Origin of the sequence: Paraburkholderia aspalathi (assembly GCF_900116445.1) — a bacterium.
Classification (GTDB): Bacteria; Pseudomonadota; Gammaproteobacteria; order Burkholderiales; family Burkholderiaceae; genus Paraburkholderia; species Paraburkholderia aspalathi.
Window position 1 is genome coordinate 1 of record NZ_FPBH01000047.1, and the last position, 16513, is coordinate 16513.

The 16513-nt window shown below is 62.5% G+C and carries 14 protein-coding genes and 1 pseudogene; 14 read left to right on the forward strand and 1 reads right to left on the reverse strand.

Annotated features, from left to right (window positions below):
• Positions 1-161, reverse strand: a pseudogene (locus tag BM438_RS46510) (threonine ammonia-lyase, biosynthetic); the annotation flags it as partial.
• Positions 162-634: 473 nt separating this feature from the next.
• On the opposite strand from BM438_RS46510, the gene BM438_RS40715 reads away from it, so the two are divergent.
• The 14 genes from BM438_RS40715 to BM438_RS40780 all read left to right on the forward strand — a co-directional run bounded on the left by BM438_RS40715 (position 635) and on the right by BM438_RS40780 (position 16460).
• Entirely contained in the window at positions 635-4729 is a 4095-nt protein-coding gene (locus BM438_RS40715) for a DUF3683 domain-containing protein (protein WP_093646462.1), read from the forward strand.
• A gap of 34 nt (positions 4730-4763) precedes the next feature.
• Complete coding sequence (locus tag BM438_RS40720; RefSeq protein ID WP_093646464.1) at positions 4764-5192, forward strand: HIT family protein; 429 nt, start codon at positions 4764-4766, stop codon at positions 5190-5192.
• 59 nt (positions 5193-5251) lie between these two features.
• Positions 5252-5665: a gamma-butyrobetaine hydroxylase family protein gene (locus tag BM438_RS40725; RefSeq protein WP_054037674.1), complete on the forward strand. Its 414-nt coding sequence runs from the start codon at positions 5252-5254 to the stop codon at positions 5663-5665.
• A gap of 67 nt (positions 5666-5732) precedes the next feature.
• Complete coding sequence (gene ubiE / locus BM438_RS40730) at positions 5733-6464, forward strand: bifunctional demethylmenaquinone methyltransferase/2-methoxy-6-polyprenyl-1,4-benzoquinol methylase UbiE (protein WP_093646467.1); 732 nt, start codon at positions 5733-5735, stop codon at positions 6462-6464.
• A gap of 38 nt (positions 6465-6502) precedes the next feature.
• Positions 6503-7495, forward strand: coding sequence for a Tim44 domain-containing protein (locus tag BM438_RS40735; RefSeq protein WP_093646469.1), 993 nt, complete (start codon positions 6503-6505; stop codon positions 7493-7495).
• Positions 7496-7626: 131 nt separating this feature from the next.
• Positions 7627-8271, forward strand: a complete 645-nt coding sequence (locus BM438_RS40740; protein ID WP_093646471.1) for a ubiquinone biosynthesis accessory factor UbiJ — start codon at positions 7627-7629, stop codon at positions 8269-8271.
• A gap of 15 nt (positions 8272-8286) precedes the next feature.
• On the forward strand, positions 8287-9864 hold the full coding sequence (gene ubiB, locus BM438_RS40745; RefSeq protein ID WP_054037682.1) for a ubiquinone biosynthesis regulatory protein kinase UbiB: 1578 nt from the start codon (positions 8287-8289) through the stop codon (positions 9862-9864).
• Positions 9865-9898: 34 nt separating this feature from the next.
• Positions 9899-10522: a methyltransferase domain-containing protein gene (locus tag BM438_RS40750; protein WP_093646473.1), complete on the forward strand. Its 624-nt coding sequence runs from the start codon at positions 9899-9901 to the stop codon at positions 10520-10522.
• Positions 10523-10700: 178 nt separating this feature from the next.
• A complete protein-coding gene (locus tag BM438_RS40755; RefSeq protein ID WP_093646475.1) occupies positions 10701-11105 on the forward strand; it encodes an FmdB family zinc ribbon protein in 405 nt (134 codons plus the stop codon).
• 75 nt (positions 11106-11180) lie between these two features.
• Positions 11181-11834, forward strand: a complete 654-nt coding sequence (locus BM438_RS40760; protein ID WP_093646478.1) for a DUF502 domain-containing protein — start codon at positions 11181-11183, stop codon at positions 11832-11834.
• Positions 11835-11897: 63 nt separating this feature from the next.
• On the forward strand, positions 11898-13697 hold the full coding sequence (aspS, locus tag BM438_RS40765) for an aspartate--tRNA ligase (RefSeq protein ID WP_093646480.1): 1800 nt from the start codon (positions 11898-11900) through the stop codon (positions 13695-13697).
• Between the two features lie 180 nt (positions 13698-13877).
• Positions 13878-14378, forward strand: coding sequence for a dihydroneopterin triphosphate diphosphatase (nudB, locus tag BM438_RS40770; RefSeq protein WP_093646567.1), 501 nt, complete (start codon positions 13878-13880; stop codon positions 14376-14378).
• The gene (clsB, locus tag BM438_RS40775; RefSeq protein ID WP_093646483.1) at positions 14375-15634 is read left to right on the forward strand and encodes a cardiolipin synthase ClsB; all 1260 of its coding nucleotides are present in this window, start codon (positions 14375-14377) and stop codon (positions 15632-15634) included. The genes nudB and clsB overlap by 4 nt, the downstream gene beginning before the upstream one ends.
• 226 nt (positions 15635-15860) lie before the next feature.
• Entirely contained in the window at positions 15861-16460 is a 600-nt protein-coding gene (locus BM438_RS40780) for a TetR/AcrR family transcriptional regulator (protein ID WP_046566835.1), read from the forward strand.
• Positions 16461-16513: the final 53 nt, after the last annotated feature.

Consider the following 16513-nt stretch of genomic DNA (forward strand, 5'->3'; position numbering starts at 1 on the left):
AGATAAACCGGATTGCGCAGCCGTGCCGACAGATTCGGCGCGCGTTCGAGTTCGGTCTCGCGGGCCACGTCGTAGACGCGCGCGGTCAGGGTTTTCTTCAGGTAGTCGTGGGAAGCCATGCGGGTGGCGCGGTGCGCTTTGCGAGACGGGAAAGGGTCAATGATAGCGCCAACGGTGTGCACGCTGGCCCTCTGTGAACCTTGGGCGTATCCCGGCGCGCCGCCGGTAAAGCCCAACCCGACCGTCCGGTCGGAGAATCGATCGTATGCGCTCGAGACCGCCGTTCAGGACAAAAACGCCAAAAGTCCTGCCACAACCCTGATTTCAGGCGTCAACGCGTGGCGGGATCATGGGGTAGAATTCCATTTTGGAATAAGGATCGGAAGATGCACTGGCAGCCTCGGATCGCCCACTTGATGCCCGTCCCGCGTGAGTCTTGCCCCGCGGCGGAGCGTCACGTCCGCCACGCGCGATCGTGTAGCTGTCTCTGAGCGCCGTGAAGCGACTGATGTGGGTAGGCCGTCGGTTGCGCTTCGCTCCCCTAGAAGATTTCCAGCATTGCGCCCCACGCGCACCGTCCGCCGACGCCTCACAGAGATGAGCGCGCCCGGTTGACCCACCGAGTCGTCCGAACATGAACGCACCTCAAGTTTTCGATCCGCACGGGGCCGCCACTGCGGTGGCCGCCGATCCCGAAGCGCGTCTGCGCGAAATTCCCTATAACTACACGTCGTTTTCCGACCGCGAAATCGTTATCCGTCTGCTCGGCGACGAAGCCTGGGCGGCCTTGGCCGAACTGCGCGCGGAACGCCGCACCGGCCGCTCGGCACGGATGCTGTACGAAGTGCTCGGCGACATCTGGGTCGTACGCCGCAATCCTTACCTGCAAGACGACCTGCTCGACAATCCGAAACGCCGCGCGCTGCTGATCGAGGCGCTGCATCACCGTCTGAGCGAGATTGAGAAGCGCCGTCGCGCCGATCTGGTCGAGCACGGCGATGAAGCGGGCGTCGATCGGGCCGCTCGCGTCGAAACGCTGGTGGCGGCTGCTCGCCGTGCCGTCGACGATTTCGAGAGCGAATTCCAGAAGACCTTCGATCTGCGCCGTCGCGCGAACAAGGTGCTGGGCAAGGTTACGGAAAAAGACAACATCAAGTTCGACGGCTTGTCCCGCGTCTCGCATGTGACGGATGCGACCGACTGGCGCGTCGAGTACCCGTTCGTCGTGCTCACGCCGGATACCGAGGCCGAGATCGCCGGCATGATCAAGGCGTGTTTCGAGCTCGGTCTGACCGTGATTCCGCGCGGAGGCGGCACGGGCTATACGGGCGGCGCGGTGCCGCTCACGCCGTTTTCGGCCGTCATCAACACTGAAAAGCTCGAACAACTGGGCGCGGTCGAGATGACCGAACTGCCGGGCGTCGAGCGTAAGGTGGCGACGATTTTCTCCGGCGCGGGCGTGGTCACACGCCGCGTGACCGAAGCGGCCGAGCAGGCCGGCTTCGTGTTCGCGGTCGATCCGACCTCGCTGGATGCATCCTGCGTCGGCGGCAACGTCGCGATGAACGCGGGCGGCAAGAAGGCGGTGTTGTGGGGCACGGCGCTCGACAACCTCGCCTGGTGGCGCATGGTCGACCCGGAAGGGAACTGGCTCGAAGTTACGCGTCTAGACCACAACCTCGGCAAGATCCACGATATCGAAGTCGCGCGTTTCGAGCTGAAGTGGTTCGACGGCAGCCACGCGCCAGGCGAAAAGCTGCTGCGCACGGAATCGCTCAACATCAAGGGTCGCGTGTTCCGTAAGGAAGGTCTCGGCAAGGACGTGACCGACAAATTCCTGGCCGGTTTGCCAGGTGTGCAGAAAGAAGGCTGCGACGGCTTGATTACGTCGGCGCGCTGGGTGCTGCACAAGATGCCGGCGCATACGCGCACGGTCTGCCTCGAGTTCTTCGGCCAGGCCCGTGAAGCGATCCCGAGCATCGTCGAGATCAAGGACTATCTGTTCGAAACGTCGAAGCAGGGCGGCGCGATTCTCGCCGGCCTCGAGCATCTGGACGAGCGCTATCTGCGCGCGGTCGGCTACGCGACCAAGAGCAAGCGCAACGCGTTTCCGAAGATGGTGCTGATCGGCGACATCGTCGGCGACGATGCGGACGCGGTCGCACAAGCGACCTCGGAAGTCGTGCGCATGGCCAACGGTAAGAGCGGCGAAGGTTTCGTCGCCGTCAACGCCGAAGCGCGCAAGCGTTTCTGGCTTGACCGCAGCCGTACCGCCGCGATTGCCAAGCACACCAACGCGTTCAAGATCAACGAAGACGTGGTGATCCCGCTCAACCGGATGGGCGAGTACACCGACGGCATCGAACGCATCAATATCGAACTGTCGATCAAGAACAAGCTGCAACTAGTCGACGCACTCGAAACGTTCTTCAAGGGCGGCAAGCTGCCGCTCGGCAAGAGCGACGACGCCAACGAAATCCCGAGCGCGGAGTTGCTCGAAGATCGCGTGCAACAGGCGCTCGACGTTCTGAAGAAGGTGCGTACGCGCTGGGAATTCCTGCGCGACAAGCTCGATCTGTCCGTGCGTGAGGCGCAGCACTATCTGGTCGGCCTCGGCTACGAAGGGCTGGCGGAGAAGTTTGCCGATCGCGCCGACGCGCAGCCGGATGCGACCGTGTTCCATATCACGCAAGACCGTACGGTGCGCGTGTCGTGGAAGGCGGAGATCCGGGCTGAATTGCGCCAGATCTTCAACGGCGGCGAGTTCAAGCCGATCCTCGAAGAAGCGCAGGCGATTCATAAGAAGGTCCTGCGTGGCCGCGTGTTCGTCGCGCTGCACATGCACGCGGGCGACGGCAACGTCCACACGAACCTGCCGGTCAACTCCGACAACTACGAGATGCTGCAGGACGCCCACACGGCGGTCGCGCGCATCATGAAGCTGGCGCGTTCGCTCGACGGCGTGATTTCCGGCGAGCACGGCATCGGCATTACCAAGCTCGAATTCCTGACCGAGGAAGAGATCGGCGAATTCCGTGCGTACAAGCAGCGCGTCGATCCGCATGGCCGCTTCAACGCGGGCAAGCTGCTCGAAGGCGCCGACCTGCGCAACGCCTACACGCCGAGCTTTGGCCTGATGGGCTATGAATCGCTGATCATGCAGCAGTCCGACATCGGCGCGATTTCCGAGTCGATCAAGGACTGTTTGCGTTGCGGCAAGTGCAAGCCGGTGTGCGCGACTCACGTGCCGCGCGCGAACCTGCTGTACAGCCCGCGCAACAAGATTCTTGCGACCTCCTTGCTGGTCGAGGCATTCCTGTACGAAGAGCAGACTCGCCGCGGCGTGTCGATCAAGCACTGGGATGAGTTCAACGACGTCGCCGATCACTGCACCGTCTGTCACAAATGCGTGACACCGTGCCCGGTGAAGATCGACTTCGGCGATGTGACGATGAACATGCGCAACCTGCTGCGCAAGATGGGCAAGAAGAAGTTCAATCCGGGCAACGCGGCCGGCATGTTCTTCCTGAACGCCACGAATCCGCAGACCATCAACCTCGCGCGTACCGCGATGATGGGCATCGGTTACAAGGCGCAGCGCCTCGGCAACGATGTGCTGAAGAAGTTCGCGAAGAAGCAGACGGCGCACCCGCCGGCAACCGTCGGCAAGCCGAAGGTCACGCAGCAGGTGATCCACTTCATGAACAAGAAGATGCCGGGCAACCTGCCGAAGAAAACAGCACGCGCGCTGCTCGATATCGAGGACAACAAGATCGTCCCGATCATCCGCAATCCGAAGACGACCACGGCCGATACGGAAGCGGTGTTCTACTTCCCGGGTTGCGGCTCCGAGCGGCTGTTCTCGCAAGTGGGTCTGGCGACGCAAGCGATGCTGTGGGAAGCGGGCGTGCAAACCGTGCTGCCGCCGGGCTATCTCTGCTGCGGCTACCCGCAGCGCGGCTCGGGTCAGTTCGACAAGGCCGAGCAGATCGTCACGGATAACCGCGTGCTGTTCCACCGCGTCGCGAATACGCTGAACTATCTCGACATCAAGACGGTGGTGGTGTCGTGCGGCACGTGTTACGACCAGCTCGCCGGCTACGAATTCGAGAAGATCTTCCCGGGCTGCCGGATCATCGACATTCACGAGTTCCTGCTCGAGAAGGGCATCAAGCTCGAAGGCGTGAACGGCGTGCGCTACATGTATCACGACCCGTGCCACTCCCCGATCAAGACGATGGACCCGGTCAAGCTCGTCAATCAGCTGATGGGATCGGAGAAGGACGGCTACAAGATCGAGAAGAACGATCGCTGCTGTGGCGAATCCGGCACACTCGCGGTGACGCGCCCGGACATTTCGACGCAAGTCCGTTTCCGCAAGGAAGAGGAAATGCGCAAGGGCGCCGCGAAGCTGCGTGGCATTCCTCTCGTAGCCGAGGCGGGTGCGAATGGGATCAACGCGGCTAATGCATCGGCCGGCGCGGCGGGTGCGCCGGATGGCTCCGTGCTCAAGGCGGGCGACGGGCCGCAACCGAACGGCGCCACTGAGGTGAAGATCCTCACGAGCTGCCCGTCCTGCCTGCAAGGCCTGTCGCGCTATAACGAGGACGCGGGCACCGAGGCGGATTACATCGTCGTCGAAATGGCGCGTCACGTGCTGGGCGAAGACTGGATGGCGGATTACGTCCAGCGGGCGAACAATGGCGGAATCGAGCGCGTGCTGGTTTAATGGCACGACTGACGATTTTTGCCTGAGGACGACGATGGAATGCGTTTTTTGCCGTGAAGATGGCGGCGATGTGCTGTGGCAGGACGACACCCTGCGTGTCGTCCTCGCCGACGAACACGACTACCCGGGCTTTTGCCGGGTGATCTGGAACAAGCATGTCGCTGAGTTTTCCGATCTCGCCGAGACCGACCGCGATCGCGTGATGCAGGCCGTGTATGCGGTCGAGCGTGCGATCCGGCGCATTCTCCAGCCGGTGAAGGTCAACCTGGCGAGCCTCGGCAACCAGGTGCCGCACGTGCATTGGCATGTGATTCCGCGTTTTTCGAACGACGCTCATTTCCCGCTGCCGATCTGGGCGCCGCGCCAACGCACGGTGTCCGAAGCCATGCTGTCGTCGCGCCGCGCGCAAGCTACCCTGCTGCGCGAAGCCGTGCGGCAAGAAATCGAACAGGCGTTTGGCTGAACGGTTCAAACCTGGCGTTCAGCGCCAGAGGCGGCCCGGCGCTTTCTAATGAGGTCAATATGAGTGGCTTGACTCGCGATACCCCGGTGCCGACCGGCGTGGTCGTGCATTCCAAATCGCGCGTACTCGAATTGCAGTACGCAAATGGCGAAACGTATCGCCTGCCGTTCGAACTGCTGCGCGTGTATTCGCCGTCGGCAGAAGTGATGGGCCACGGGCCCGGCCAGGAAACTTTGCAAACCGGTAAGCGCGACGTCACGATCACCATGATCGAAGGCGTCGGCAACTATGCGCTGCAGCCGACTTTCTCCGACGGACACGCCACCGGCATCTATTCCTGGGACCTGCTGCACGACATGGCTGTCCGTCAGGATGAACTTTGGCGCGACTATCTCGCCAAACTGGCAGCGGCCGGCGTCGACCGCGACGCCCCAATGGCGCCAGCCGGTGCTGCGCACGGGCACTGTCACTGATACGATTCGCCCTGGTCGCCGCACTGATGCGGCGCAACATTTCAGAATACGCGAAAGGACGAGCGCGATGAGCAAAACCCACTTCGGCTTTCAATCGGTCGACGAACAGGAAAAAGCGCAGAAGGTGGCGGGCGTGTTCCACTCGGTCGCCTCCAACTACGACTTGATGAACGACCTGATGTCGGGCGGGTTGCACCGGGCGTGGAAGATGTTCACGATCGCCCAGGCCAACGTCCGGCCGGGCTTCAAGGTGCTCGATATCGCGGGCGGCACGGGCGATCTCTCAAAGGCGTTCGCCAAACAGGCGGGCGACACCGGTGAAGTCTGGCACACCGACATCAACGAATCGATGCTGCGCGTGGGCCGCGACCGCCTGCTGGATAAGGGCGTCATCACTCCGGCGCTGCTCTGCGACGCCGAAAAGATTCCTTTTCCGGACAATTACTTCGATGTAGTGACCGTGGCATTCGGCTTGCGCAACATGACGCACAAGGATGTGGCGCTCGCCGAGATGCGACGGGTGTTGAAGCCGGCAGGCCGTCTGCTGGTGCTGGAGTTCTCGAAGGTGTGGGATCCGCTTAAAAAGGTCTACGACGTCTATTCGTTCAAGGTGTTGCCGTGGCTCGGCGACCGGTTCGCGAAGGACGCCGAGAGCTACCGCTACCTGGCGGAATCGATCCGGATGCACCCGGATCAGGAAACTTTAAAAACAATGATGGAACAAGCGGGCCTGGACGGCGTCAAATATTACAATTTGTCAGCTGGCGTGGTAGCTTTACATGTGGGGACCAAATACTAGGGTTCCTAACCCATCGATTTTTAAAGGAAAGTACGAAAATGTCCGATTCAGGTGTGTTATCTCCCCGTAAGGTTACGAGGTCATTGGTGAGAAGAATCGGACTGATCGCGATGGTCGGTCTGATCATGGCCGGCTCTCTCGCCTCGCTCGATGCGGAAGCCCGCCGCATGGGCGGCGGCCGTAGCATTGGCCGTCAGTCGAACACGGTTCAGCAACAGTCCGCTCCGTCACAACCTTCCCAAAGCAATCAGGCCATGCAGCAGCGCGCGCAGCCGGCACCGGCGCCCGCGCCGACTCCCGCCGCAGCGCCTAACCGCTCGCGCTGGCTCGGGCCGATCGCCGGTCTTGCTGCCGGTCTCGGTATCGCCGCGCTGTTGTCGCACTTCGGTCTGGGCGGCGCGTTCGCCGGCGCCATGGCCAACATCATCGTGATCGCGGTCATCGCAATGATCGGCATCTGGCTGATCCGCCGCTTTATGGGTCGTAAGCGCGATACGTCGCAACCGGCGTACGCAGGCGGGGCTCCGTCGCTGAATGCGGGCGGCACCGGCTATACCCAGGAGCCGCGTTACTCCGCTCCGCCCACCGGCTCGTACCTCGAACCGCAAGGCAACCCGCTGACCACGCCGTCCATCAACGCTGCCCCGGCCGTGCCGGCCGGCTTCGATTCGGAAGCCTTCCTGCGCAACGCGAAGGTGTACTTCGTGCGCCTGCAAGCCGCGTGGGACGTCGGCAACACGGAAGACATCCGCGAATTCACCACGCCGGAAATGTTCGCGGAAGTGAAGGTGGATCTGAACTCGCGCGGTGCCGAGTCCAATCAGACGGACGTGGTGCAACTGAATGCGGAGCTGCTGGGCGTCGAAGAACGTGCGTCCGAATACTTCGCCAGCGTGCGCTTCTCCGGTTTGATCCGCGAATCGGCGGGTGCGGCGGCTGAGCCGTTCGTCGAGGTCTGGAACCTGACGAAGGCGAACCGCCCCGGCGAAGGCTGGCTGCTGGCCGGCATTCAGCAGGTGGCACAGCACTGAGCCAGCGCTGCTTGCCCTGACTTTGCGCAAAGCATTGGCCGTTCGGCATAGCAAGCCGCGAAGCGAACGGACGTTACAATAGGAACCCGCGCGGGCACCTCGCCCGCGCGGGTTTTTTCTTGCCACTTTCAATGACCCTCGCCGCCAAGCCCTTCGCTGCTGCTGTCAATCATCTGCTCGCCCGCGAATCGTGGGCTCGAGAGCGCCTCGCCCCTTACGCGGGCAAGACCGCCAGACTGTCCTGTCCGCCAGTCGTGCTGATGCTGCTGGTGCAACCCGACGGCTACCTCGGCGCGCTCGGCGAAACCGATGCGCAACAATTCGATGTGACCATCTCGGTGCCGTCCGACGCGTTCCCGGCCTTCATGCAAGGCGGCCAGGCCGCCGTGATGAAGCACGTGAAGATCGAAGGCGACGCCGAGTTTGCGACCGTGATCGCCAAGCTCGCCGAGCATCTGCGCTGGGAGCCCGAAGAAGATCTGGCGAAGCTGATCGGCGACGGTCCGGCATGGCGGGTGGCTTCGGTTGTGCGCACGGTCGGTGAACACGCGCGGCGTACCGGGCGCAACCTGCTCGACACCGCCGCCGAATATTTGCTCGACGAAAACCCGCAACTGGTGCGCCGCGCCGCGCTGGAAGACTTCAACGTCGAACTGGCCCGCGCCCGCGACGCTTTGGCGCGCGTGGAGAAGCGCATCGAGCGTCTTGAACAGAAGGTCGAAGCCCGCGGCGCAGATGCGCCGGGCGGCGCCGCCACGTCGCGCGGCACGCGCTAGTCATCGGGCACAACTATGCGTTTTCTGCGTTTCCTCAAGATTTTCTTTACGGTCATCCGCTTCGGTCTCGATGAGATGATGCTCAGCCGCGTCAATGACCGGCGTGTGCGTCTGCTGCTGCGTATCACCACCATCGGCCGCAAGTTCGACGCGCCTCCGGGTGTGCGTTTGCGGCTCGCGCTCGAAAGCCTCGGGCCGATCTTCGTCAAGTTCGGCCAGGTGCTGTCCACGCGGCGCGATCTGCTGCCGGTCGATATCGCCAATGAACTGGCCAAGCTGCAGGATCAGGTGCCTCCGTTCGATTCGGCGGTGGCGATCGGGCTGGTCGAGAAGTCGCTCGGCGCACCGGTCGACGTGCTGTTCGACGATTTCGAGCGGGTGCCGGTGGCGAGCGCGTCGATCGCGCAGGTTCACTTTGCGAAGGTGAAAGCAGGGCAGCACGCGGGCAAGGCGGTCGCCGTGAAGGTGCTGCGGCCGAACATGCTGCCGGTGATCGACTCCGACCTGGCCTTGCTGCGCGACATCGCTGTCTGGGCCGAGCGTCTGTGGGCCGACGGCAAGCGCCTCAAGCCGCGCGAGGTGGTCGCCGAATTCGACAAGTATCTGCACGACGAACTCGATCTGATGCGCGAAGCGGCGAACGGCAGCCAACTGCGCCGCAACTTTGCCGGGCTCGATCTGCTGCTGGTGCCGGAGATGTACTGGGAGTTCTGCACGCCCACCGTGCTGGTGATGGAGCGTATGGTCGGCGTGCCGATCAGCCAGGTGGAGACGCTGCGCGCGGCCGGTGTCGATATTCCGAAGCTGGCGCGCGAAGGCGTCGAGATTTTCTTCACCCAGGTGTTCCGCGATGGTTTTTTCCACGCCGACATGCACCCGGGCAACATTCAGGTGAGCCTCGATCCGGCGCACTTCGGCCGCTATATCGCGCTCGACTTCGGCATCATCGGCGCGTTGTCGGACTTCGACAAGAACTACCTCGCGCAGAACTTCCTCGCTTTCTTCAAGCGTGACTATCATCGTGTCGCCACGCTGCATCTGGAGTCCGGGTGGGTGCCGCCTACCACTCGGGTCGAGGAACTGGAAAGCGCAATCCGCGCGGTTTGCGAGCCCTATTTCGACCGCGCGTTGAAGGATATTTCGCTCGGCCAGGTGCTGATGCGCCTGTTCTCGACTTCGCGCCGCTTCAACGTGGAAATCCAGCCGCAACTGGTGCTGCTGCAAAAAACCATGCTGAACGTGGAAGGGCTCGGCCGCTCGCTCGATCCCGAGCTGGACTTGTGGAAGACCGCCAAGCCCTATCTCGAACGCTGGATGAACGAGCAGATCGGTCTGCGCGGCTGGTACGAGCGGCTCAAGATCGAAGCGCCGCAGTGGAGCAAGACGCTGCCGCAGTTGCCGCGCCTGATCCATCACGTGCTGGCTCAGCGTCACGACCACACGCGCGGCGCGAACGACGACATGATTCGCCAGATCCTCCTCGAGCAGAAGCGCACCAACCGGCTGCTGCAAGGGCTGCTGTTGTTCGGCGTGGCAGTGGGCGTCGGCGCGGTGTTGGCGCGAGCGTTTCTGGCGTTCGCTTATGGCGGGTGATCCCGCCCCGATCCTGATTCCTACGAGGCATCCCATGAGCGACCCGACCCAGCCTTCCGTGCCCGACTTTGCGACCCGCGATCCCAACTCGCCCGAGTTCTGGGACGAGCGCTTCGAACGCCATTTCACGCCGTGGGATCAGGCGGGTGTGCCGTCGGCGTTCCAGTCGTTCGCTAGCCGGCACACCGGCGCGGCCGTACTGATTCCCGGCTGCGGCAGTGCCTACGAGGCGCTCTGGCTGGCTGGGCAGGGCAACCCGGTCCGGGCGATCGATTTCTCGCCGGCCGCCGTAGCGGCAGCGCGCGAGCAGTTGGGCGCGCAGCATGCGCAACTGGTCGAGCAGGCTGACTTCTTCGCTTACGAGCCGCCGTTCACGCCGGCCTGGATTTACGAGCGCGCGTTTCTGTGCGCGCTGCCGTTGGCGCGCCGTGCAGACTACGCGCAACGAATGGCCGCGTTGTTGCCGGAGGGCGCACTGCTGGCGGGTTTCTATTTCATCGGCGCGACGCCGAAAGGGCCGCCGTTCGGTATCGAGCGTGCCGAACTCGATGCGTTGCTCTCGCCGTTCTTCGATCTGATCGAAGATGAAGCCGTGACCGACTCGATTGCCGTCTTTGCCGGCCGCGAGCGCTGGATGACCTGGCGCCGTCGAGGCTGAGCGGGCCGCCGCGTTTGACGATGGAGCAGGCCGCACTTGATTCGATAGTGGCCGCCCCCATTTATGTGGGCGGCGGCTGCGCCTGGCTTTTGTCCCGGAAATTCGCGGGTGCCTAGCCATATGCGGCTATAATTCAAGGCTTTGCAAGCGTTTACAAGATTTCAGTAGGGAAAAGTTCATGCCGATCTACGCTTATCGTTGCGAGTCATGCGGCTTCGGGAAGGACGTGCTTCAGAAGATGAGCGACCCCCAGTTGACGCAGTGTCCCGAGTGCGGGAAAGACACCTTTCGCAAGCAGGTGACAGCAGCCGGTTTCCAGTTGAAGGGCTCCGGCTGGTATGTGACCGATTTCCGCGGCGGCAATGGCGGCGCAAGCGCGCCGGCCAAGCCCGACGCGAATGGCGGCTCGAATGCGAATTCGGGCGAAAACGCTGCAGCCGGTAATAACGGCGCGGCGAATTCCGACACGGCTTCGGCCAACGGCACGGCCGCCGCCGCTTCGTCGGGCGCCGCCGCAACGCCTGCCACGCCTGCTGCCGCACCCGCCGCATCGTCGAATTCGAGCGGCTCCGGCAGCGCCTAGTAGCACGGCCGCCCTTATGGGCGGCGCACACGCCGCGCGTCGGGTATCGGCTCGCGCGGCTTTCTGGCGGTACACATGACGACGAAAAAAACGACGCTCAAATCGGTGTTCCTGACTGGCCTGCTGGTGCTGGTGCCTCTGGCTATCACACTGTGGGTGCTCGGCCTGATCATCGGCACGATGGACCAGACGCTATTGCTGCTGCCGACCTCATGGCAGCCGGAGCGCGCGCTCGGCTTCCGTTTGCCGGGCCTCGGCGCGGTGCTGACGCTGGCGTTCATCTTTGTCGTTGGGCTGTTGACGCAAAACTTCATCGGGCAGAAGCTCGTGAAGTGGTGGGAAGTCGTGGTCGCTCACATTCCGGTGGTCGGCCCGCTCTACACCAGCGTCAAGCAGGTGTCGGACACCTTGTTGTCGAGTAGCGGCAATGCGTTTCGCAAGGCGCTCCTGATCGAGTACCCGCGCCGCGGTTCCTATACGATTGCGTTTCTGACCGGCATTCCGGGCGGCGACGTGGTCAATCACCTGAAAGAAGACTACGTCAGCGTGTATGTGCCGACTACGCCGAACCCAACGTCCGGCTTCTTCCTGATGGTGCCCAAGAGCGAAGTGATCGAACTCGACATGACGGTCGACGCTGCGCTCAAGTACATCGTCTCGATGGGCGTCGTGGCGCCGTCCGCGCCGCCGGCGCCGGTGCGCCGCACGACAGTCGAGCCTCCGCTGTAATGCCGGTGCGCAGCGTTTATCGCCGCGCGCCGTCCAACCAATGCATAACGAAAGACAAACATCATGTCGATGAGATCTGAATACTGCGGTCTGGTGACCGAAGAACTGCTGGGCCAACCCGTCTCGCTGTGCGGTTGGGTAAGCCGCCGCCGTGACCATGGCGGCGTTATCTTCATCGACTTGCGCGACCGCGAAGGCCTCGTTCAGGTCGTCTGCGATCCGGATCGCGCGGAAATGTTCAAGACTGCCGAAGGCGTCCGGAACGAGTTCTGCCTGCAGATCAAGGGCGTGGTTCGCGCCCGCCCGGAAGGCACGACGAACGCCTCGCTGAAGAGCGGCAAGATCGAAGTGCTGTGCCACGAGCTGATCGTGCTGAACCCGTCGATCACGCCGCCGTTCCAGCTCGACGACGACAACCTGTCGGAAACCACGCGCCTCACGCATCGCGTGCTCGACCTGCGCCGTCCGCAGATGCAGCACAACCTGCGTCTGCGTTACCGCGTCGCGATCGAAGTGCGCAAGTATCTGGATTCGCTGGGCTTCATCGACATCGAAACGCCGATGCTCACCAAGAGCACGCCGGAAGGCGCGCGCGATTACCTCGTGCCGTCGCGTACCAACCCGGGCCAGTTCTTCGCGCTGCCGCAATCGCCGCAACTGTTCAAGCAGCTGCTGATGGTCGCTAACTTCGATCGCTACTACCAGATCGTCAAGTGCTTCCGCGACGAAGACCTGCGCGCCGACCGTCAGCCGGAATTCACGCAGATCGACTGTGAAACCTCGTTCCTGTCGGAACAGGAAATTCGCGATCTGTTCGAAGCGATGATCCGTCACGTGTTCAAGGAAACGATCGGCGTCGAACTGGCCGAGAAATTCCCGGTCATGGAGTACTCGGAAGCCATGCGCCGTTTCGGTTCGGACAAGCCGGACCTGCGCGTGAAGCTCGAATTCACCGACCTGACCGACGCGGTTAGAGACGTCGACTTCAAGGTGTTCAGCACGCCGGCCAACACGAAAGACGGCCGCGTCGCGGCGATCCGCGTGCCGAAGGGCGGCGAGCTCTCGCGTGGCGACATCGACAGCTACACGGAATTCGTGCGTATCTACGGCGCGAAGGGTCTGGCGTGGATCAAGGTCAACGAAGTGGCGAAGGGCCGTGACGGTCTGCAAAGCCCGATCGTCAAGAACCTGCACGACGAAGCGGTCAAGGCGATCATCGAGCGCACTGGCGCGCAAGACGGCGACATCATTTTCTTCGCGGCGGATCGCGCGAAGGTGGTGAACGACAGCCTGGGCGCGCTGCGCCTGAAGATCGGTCATTCGGAATTCGGCAAGGCCAACGGCCTCGTCGAATCCGGCTGGAAGCCGCTGTGGGTGATCGACTTCCCGATGTTCGAATACGACGAGGAAGACAACCGCTACGTCGCCGCGCATCACCCGTTCACGAGCCCGAAGGACGAGCACCTCGAGTATCTGGAAACGGATCCGGCGCGCTGCCTCGCCAAGGCCTACGACATGGTGCTGAACGGCTGGGAAATCGGCGGCGGTTCGGTGCGTATCCACCGTGAAGAAGTGCAGAGCAAGGTGTTCCGCGCGCTGAAGATCGGTGCGGAAGAAGCGCAGGCCAAGTTCGGCTTCCTGCTCGACGCGCTGCAATACGGCGCGCCGCCGCACGGCGGCATCGCATTCGGTCTGGACCGCATCATCACGATGATGGCCGGCGCCGATTCGATTCGCGACGTGATCGCGTTCCCGAAGACGCAACGCGCGCAGTGTCTGCTCACGCAGGCGCCGAGCGAAGTCGACGAGCGCCAGTTGCGCGAGTTGCACATCCGTCTGCGTCAGCCGGAACCGAAGGTCTAAGCTGGATCAAACTCACGCTGTCTGAAAACGACAGCGTGAGGTGACGAAAAAGCGAAACGAAAAAGGCGCGTGATGCGCCTTTTTCGTTTTTTGCGTTACAGTCGCAGCAACCGGTCTCGACCGCTTATTGGACCATTCGCCGACATGTACCGCGCAAGCGTTGCGCCCAGTCTTTACGCCATGCCGAAACCGCCGAAGATCCCGCAATCCGTACTCGTCGTCATCCATACGCCCGCGCTGGACGTGCTGTTGATCCGGCGCGCCGATCACGCAGATTTTTGGCAATCGGTGACCGGCTCGAAAGACCAGCTCGACGAGCCCTTCGTCGAGACGGCGACGCGCGAGGTGGCGGAGGAAACCGGCATCGTGGTCGGCAGTACGCTCGTGCCGCATAGCGCGCTGTTCGACTGGCAGTATTCGATCGAATACGAGATCTACCCTCAGTTCCGGCATCGCTACGCCGAGGGCGTAATCCACAACACGGAGCACTGGTTCAGTCTGGAAGTGCCCGAGCAGCTGGAAGTGACGCTCGCGCCGCGCGAGCACACCGCGTTCCTGTGGCTGCCCTATGAAGAGGCGGCCTCGCGCTGCTTTTCGTCGTCGAATGCCGACGCGATCCTGCAATTGCCAAAACGGCTCGCTGGGCGCCTGAATGGCCAGCCCGAGGAGCGTGCCCGGTGAGCGTCGGCGGCGCGCGCCGTTTCGCGCGACTCCGTCAATCGCTCCTTGGCCGCCGCTACTGGCAGCGCTACCGCTTCACCAGCGGCAACGAGGTCAAGCTGCTGCGCTCCGGCGACGAGTTCTTCGCCGCGCTGATCGAACGCATCGACGCGGCGCAAAGCGACGTCGTTCTCGAAACTTATATTTTCTGTGGCGACAGCGCCGGTCAGGCCGTCAGCGCGGCTTTGCTGCGCGCAGCCTCGCGCGGCGTGAAAGTGCGCGTGATTACCGACGGTATCGGCACCGAGCGCCTGCCGATGTTCAACGAATGGCCGCTCGCCGGCGTCGACCATCGCATCTACAACCCGCATCTGTTCGGCCGCTTCGGCTTCTCGCGCACGCACCGCAAGATCGCGGTGGTGGACGATCAGTTCGGCTACTGCGGCGGCATCAATATCGTCGACGATTACGAGAACAACGGCGAGACGCTGCCTTACCGGCGCTGGGACTTCGCGGTGGAATTGCGCGGGCCGGTGGTCGCCGATATCCGCCAGGCGTTCGAAGTGCAATGGCAGCGGATCCGTCTCGGGCATCGGCCGCTGGACTCGCTCGAGCCGGATCTTGCGCCGAAGACCATGGCGTCGCTCGGCACGCTGCGCCGCCGGCGCCGCAATCGCAACGAGGCGCTCTGGGCCGGAGGGCTGCCCTGCGTGGCCTTCGTCGCCCGCGACAACCTGATCAACCGCCGCGCCATTGAAAAAGCGTATCTGACCGCGATCGGCCAGGCGCGCAGCGAAGTACTGCTGGCTAACCCGTACTTCATGCCGGGCCGCAAGCTGCGGCGCGCGCTGGTGTTCGCGGCGCGGCGCGGCGTCGACGTGAAGCTCATTATCGGGCGCAAGGAGTTCAAGGCGCTCGATTACGCCGTGCCGTTCCTGTATCGTGCGCTGCTCAAAGCCGGCGTGCAGATCGCCGAGTACGAGAAAACCATGCTGCATGGCAAGGTCGCGGTGGTGGATTCGAATTGGGGGACGGTCGGTTCGTCGAACCTCGATGCGTTGAGCCTGATGCTCAACAACGAGGCCAACGTGGTGCTGGTGAACGACCCGTCGATCGACGCGCTGCGCGAAGCGATCATCGCCGCGTTCAAGGAATCTCGCCGGATCGACGAGGCGCGCTATGATGCCCGTCCGGCGGGCGAACGCTTGCTCAACTGGCTTGCCTACACGACCTATCGGGCCGTGATGAAGCTATTAACGGTGGGTGGCTATGACTAGCTCATCAGCACCTCGCACATAACCGCAAGGGCGCAGCGTCAATGAAAGGGACAAAAAGAAGGCAAACGCCTCTAAAAAATCTCCTTCCTCTGATTGACGGATGCCGCAGAATTGAAACCGGGTTAGAAACCGGTTTCTAATAAAGTCCTTGTTTCGCGGACGGCAGCACTCAATAATAGTACGGCCGTTCGATTTTCTTTCGGTCACATTAGAACGGTAAAAAGCTATGCGAAAAGGCGAACAAACACGAGTCGCGATTCTCGAAGCAGCACTTGATCTGGCAAGCCGCGACGGACTGGAAGGTCTGACGATTGGGTTGCTGGCCGAGCGCATGCAGATGAGCAAAAGCGGTGTGTTCGCGCATTTCGGGTCGCGCGAGGATTTGCAGGTCGAAGTCGTGCGCGAATACCACCGTCGTTTCGAAGACGAGGTGTTTTTCCCGAGCTTGCGTGAGCCTCGTGGATTGCCGCGCTTGCGCGCGATGATTTCCCGCTGGATCGAGAAACGCATTCAGGAAGTCACCACGGGGTGCATCTACATCAGCGGCGCCGTCGAGTACGACGACCGCGGGGATAACCCGGTGCGTGAACAACTGGTGTCGAGCGTGACGATCTGGCGTGCGGCGCTTACGCGGGCAATTTCGCAGGCGATGGAAGAAGGGCATCTGCGTGCCGATACCGATCCGCAGCTGATGCTGTTCGAACTATACAGCTTCACGCTCGGCCTGCATCACGACGCGCGCTTCCTGCACTTGCCGGATGCAGTGCGTCTCACGTGGGCCGCGCTGGAAAAATTGATTGTTTCGTATCAGAGCGAAAGCCGTTAGCAGAACCGCCGAACTTAAAGCAGATTCAGCGGCGCTGAAAGATCCGATCCACG

Coding starts and splice junctions, on each gene's coding strand:
- BM438_RS40715 (WP_093646462.1), top strand. CDS start 635: ATGAACGCACCTCAAGTTTTCGATCCGCACGGGGCCGCCACTGCGGTG.
- BM438_RS40720 (WP_093646464.1), top strand. CDS start 4,764: ATGGAATGCGTTTTTTGCCGTGAAGATGGCGGCGATGTGCTGTGGCAG.
- BM438_RS40725 (WP_054037674.1), top strand. CDS start 5,252: ATGAGTGGCTTGACTCGCGATACCCCGGTGCCGACCGGCGTGGTCGTG.
- ubiE (WP_093646467.1), top strand. CDS start 5,733: ATGAGCAAAACCCACTTCGGCTTTCAATCGGTCGACGAACAGGAAAAA.
- BM438_RS40735 (WP_093646469.1), top strand. CDS start 6,503: ATGTCCGATTCAGGTGTGTTATCTCCCCGTAAGGTTACGAGGTCATTG.
- BM438_RS40740 (WP_093646471.1), top strand. CDS start 7,627: ATGACCCTCGCCGCCAAGCCCTTCGCTGCTGCTGTCAATCATCTGCTC.
- ubiB (WP_054037682.1), top strand. CDS start 8,287: ATGCGTTTTCTGCGTTTCCTCAAGATTTTCTTTACGGTCATCCGCTTC.
- BM438_RS40750 (WP_093646473.1), top strand. CDS start 9,899: ATGAGCGACCCGACCCAGCCTTCCGTGCCCGACTTTGCGACCCGCGAT.
- BM438_RS40755 (WP_093646475.1), top strand. CDS start 10,701: ATGCCGATCTACGCTTATCGTTGCGAGTCATGCGGCTTCGGGAAGGAC.
- BM438_RS40760 (WP_093646478.1), top strand. CDS start 11,181: ATGACGACGAAAAAAACGACGCTCAAATCGGTGTTCCTGACTGGCCTG.
- aspS (WP_093646480.1), top strand. CDS start 11,898: ATGTCGATGAGATCTGAATACTGCGGTCTGGTGACCGAAGAACTGCTG.
- nudB (WP_093646567.1), top strand. CDS start 13,878: ATGCCGAAACCGCCGAAGATCCCGCAATCCGTACTCGTCGTCATCCAT.
- BM438_RS40780 (WP_046566835.1), top strand. CDS start 15,861: ATGCGAAAAGGCGAACAAACACGAGTCGCGATTCTCGAAGCAGCACTT.